Source organism: Rhizobacter sp. (assembly GCF_035702065.1).
Taxonomy (GTDB): domain Bacteria; phylum Pseudomonadota; class Gammaproteobacteria; order Burkholderiales; family Burkholderiaceae_C; genus Rhizobacter.
This window is the reverse complement of record NZ_DASSRA010000275.1, coordinates 1-3467: the sequence shown is the minus strand read 5'-3', so window position 1 is coordinate 3467 and position 3467 is coordinate 1. Positions and strand designations below refer to the sequence as shown.

Genomic DNA, 3467 nt, shown 5'->3' with positions numbered 1-3467 from the left:
AACACGCCGCCATCTTCGGCGTTCTGCTGGGGCGCCACCACGTCCAGAGGCCCGGGCACCGGGTAGGCGGCGACCGGTGTGCCGCAGGCCATGGCTTCGAGCATGACCAGGCCGAAGGTCTCCGAGCGGCTGGGGACCACGAAGACGTCGGCCGCGCTGTACACCTTCACCAGTTCGCGGCGAGGCACCACGCCCCGCCAGTGCACCCCGGGGTATTCCCGGCGCAGGCGTTCTTCGAGCGGGCCCACGCCGTAGACCACCTTGGAGCCGGGCAGGTCGAGCTTGAGAAAGGCTTCGAGGTTCTTCTCGTAGCTGACCCGGCCCACGTACAGGAAGACCGGCCGCGGCAGGCCGAAGTCCGCGCCCTCCTCCGGCTTGAACAGGCTCAGGTCCACGCCGTGCGACCAGGGCTTCAGCGGCGAGAAGCCGTGGCCTTTCAGGATGTCGAGCATGCCGGCCGTGGGCACCATGATCCCGCTCGACCTGGCATGGAAACGGCGGAACCAGGCATAGCCCCAGCGCTCGGGGATGTGCAGGGCGCGCGCCAGGATGTCCGGGAAGCGCGTGTGGAAGGCGGTCGTGAAGGCCCAGCCGCGGCGCAGGCAATGCGAGCGCGCCGCTGACCCCAGCGGGCCTTCGGTGGCGATGTGGATGGCGTCGGCGCCGGCGGCGTCGAGCATCTCGGCCACGCGCCGCCCGGGCCGCCAGGCGAGTTCGATCTCGCGATAGCCGGGGCACGGGAAACGCTTGAAGCCCGAGGGTTCGATCATCAGCACCTCGTGGCCGCGGGCCTTGAGCCCCTGCTCCAGCTCGACCAGCGTGGTGACCACGCCGTTGACCTGGGGCGCCCAGGCGTCGGTGACGATCACGATCTTCATGCCAGCACCTCCCGCGCCTCGGTGGCGGCCTGGAGGCGGCGCTCGCGCATGTGCGCCGCCCAGTCGATGATCTCCAGCCGGCCGTCGGCATGCTCGGCCAGGGCCGTGAGGCTTTCGACCCAGTCGCCATCGTTGGCGTAGACGATGCCGTCGATCTCGCGCAGCTCGGCGTGGTGGATGTGGCCGCAAACCACGCCCTGCGCACCGCGGCGCCGCGCCTCCTTGGCGACCGCGCTCTCGAAGTCGCCGATGAAGTTGACCGCGCGCTTGACCTTGAGCTTGAGGTACTTGGAGAGGCTCCAGTACGGCAGGCCCAGCCGCGCGCGCAGCGAGTTGAGGTGGCGGTTGAGCTTGAGCGTGAACTCGTACAGCGTGTCGCCCACGTGGGCCAGCCACTTGGCGCACTGGATCACGCCGTCGAAGTAGTCGCCGTGCGTGATCCACAGCCGCTTGCCGTCGGCCGTCTGGTGCACCCATTCCTCGGCCACGTCGATGCCGCCGAAGTTGTGGCCCACGTAGCGGCGCGCGAACTCGTCGTGGTTGCCGGGAATGAAGATCACCCGCGTGCCCTTGCGTGCCTTGCGCAAGAGCTTCTGGATCACGTCGTTGTGCGCCTGCGGCCAGTACCAGCTGCGACGCAGCTGCCAGCCGTCGATGATGTCGCCCACCAGGAAGAGGTGCTCGCACTCGGTGCGCTTGAGGAAGTCGAGCAGCGCCTGCGCCTGGCAGCCGGGCGTGCCGAGGTGCAGGTCGGAGATCCACAGGCTGCGGTAGCGCTGCACATCTTCGCCAGGCACGTCGTCGGCTGCGGGAGCCGGGGCGTTCGACCATGCACTCAGGAAGGCGGCTTCTCTTTGCATGGAATGGCATGGTCACCGCCCGGTATGACGCCCCCATGAAGGCGCGATGACGTTTGTGCTGCACCGATAATCGTCGGATGCACCTGCTGATCCCTTTCGCCTCGGCGCTTTCCGAGCGCGGCGCGCACACCCTGCGCAAGCTCAAGCTCCCCAACCTCACCCAGTTGCTGGCCCGCCTGAGCCCGACCGAACGCCTCGGCAGCGACGAATACAGCCTCAGCCCGCCGCACGAGCTGGCCCTGGCGAACGCCCTGGGCTGGCAGGGCGAAGACGGCGCCTTCCCCTGGGCCGCGCGCAACGCGGCGCGCGACGGCATCGACACCGGCACGCACGCCTGGGGCCAGCTCACGCCAGTGCACTGGCACGTGGGCGCCGACCACGTCAGCCTGCCCGACCCGGCCAACCTGCACCTGAGCGCACAGGAGTCGCACACCTTGTTCGAAGCGGTGAAGCCACTCTTCGAAAGCGAAGGCTGGGTCATGGCCTGGGGCGCCCCCATGCGCTGGTACGCCGCACACGACTCGCTGGCCGGTTTGCCCAGTGCCTCGCTCGACCGCGTGATCGGTCGCAACATCGACCTCTGGTTGCCCCCCACGCCGCAGGCGCGCCTGATCCGCCGCCTGCAGAACGAAGTGCAGATGCTGCTCTACCAGCACCCGCTCAACGACCACCGCGTCGGCCAGGGCGCGCTGCCGGTCAACTCGTTCTGGCTCAGCGGCTGTGGCCGCGCCCAGCCTGTGAAGGCACCTGAAGGCATGGTCTGCGCGAGCGGGCTGCGCACGAGCGCCGTGGGCTCCAACTGGGCCGGCTGGGCCGAAGCCTGGCAGGCCATCGACACCCACGAGGTGAAGCAGGCGCTGGAGCGTGCACGCGCGGGCGAAGCGGTCACGCTCACGCTGTGCGGCGAGCGCTTCGCGCAACGCTTCGAGCCGCAGGCGCAGGGCCTGTGGTCGCGCATGGGCAGGCGCTTCTCGCCGCCGCCGGTGGCACCCGTGCTGGAAGCACTGTGAGCAGCAGCCCCAAGATCACCCTGCGCGAAGCGCCGCCCCGCACCGTCTGGGCGCTGGAGCAGGCCGGCGTGCACCCGCTGCTGGCACGCCTGTTCGCCGCGCGCGGCGTGCGCAGCGCCGAGGAGCTCGACGACGGCCTCGCACGCCTGCTGCCGCCCAGCGGCCTGCTGGGCACACAGGCTGCAGCACGCTTCCTGGCCGATGCCATCGCCGCCGGCCAGCGCCTGTGCGTGGTGGCCGACTACGACTGCGACGGCGCCACCGCCTGTGCCGTCGCCCTGCGCGGCCTCGCCCTGCTGGGCGCACGGCCCGGCACGCTGCACCACGTGGTGCCTGACCGCGCGGTGCATGGCTACGGCCTCACGCCGGCCATCGTCGACCTCGCGCTGCAGAAGAAGCCCGACGTGCTGGTCACCGTCGACAACGGCATCGCCAGCCTCGCCGGCGTGGCCTACGCGCGCGAGAAGGGGCTGGCCGTGGTGGTGACCGACCACCACCTGCCCGCCAAGGAAGGCGAGCGCATCGTGCTGCCCGACGCCACGGTGATCGTGAACCCCAACCAGCCCGATTGCGGCTTTGCCAGCAAGCACCTGGCCGGCGTGGGCGTGATGTTCTACGTGCTGCTGGCGCTGCGCAGCGAGCTGCGCGAGCGCGGCGTGTTCACGCCCGAGAACCAGCCGCGGCTGGACGCGCTGCTCGACCTGGTGGCGCTGGGCACG

The 3467-nt window shown here is 70.3% G+C and carries 4 protein-coding genes; 2 read left to right on the top strand and 2 right to left on the bottom strand.

Going from position 1 to position 3467, the window contains the following annotated elements; all coding sequences use genetic code 11:
• Both VFL64_RS12490 and VFL64_RS12485 read right to left on the bottom strand, forming a co-directional pair.
• A partial coding sequence (locus VFL64_RS12490) for a glycosyltransferase family 4 protein (protein ID WP_489540706.1) occupies positions 1-878 on the bottom strand: 878 nt, incomplete at its 3' end.
• Positions 875-1738, bottom strand: coding sequence for a UDP-2,3-diacylglucosamine diphosphatase (locus VFL64_RS12485; protein WP_489540705.1), 864 nt, complete (start codon positions 1736-1738; stop codon positions 875-877). The genes VFL64_RS12490 and VFL64_RS12485, both read right to left, overlap by 4 nt.
• A 77-nt stretch (positions 1739-1815) precedes the next feature.
• Here VFL64_RS12485 and VFL64_RS12480 point away from each other — a divergent pair, with 77 nt between their 5' ends.
• Both VFL64_RS12480 and VFL64_RS12475 read left to right on the top strand, forming a co-directional pair.
• Entirely contained in the window at positions 1816-2748 is a 933-nt protein-coding gene (locus VFL64_RS12480) for a hypothetical protein (RefSeq protein ID WP_489540704.1), read from the top strand.
• Positions 2745-3467: DHH family phosphoesterase (locus VFL64_RS12475; RefSeq protein WP_489540703.1), on the top strand; the 723-nt coding region annotated here is incomplete at its 3' end. The genes VFL64_RS12480 and VFL64_RS12475, both read left to right, overlap by 4 nt.

Coding starts and splice junctions, on each gene's coding strand:
- VFL64_RS12485 (WP_489540705.1), bottom strand. CDS start 1,738: ATGCAAAGAGAAGCCGCCTTCCTGAGTGCATGGTCGAACGCCCCGGCT.
- VFL64_RS12480 (WP_489540704.1), top strand. CDS start 1,816: ATGCACCTGCTGATCCCTTTCGCCTCGGCGCTTTCCGAGCGCGGCGCG.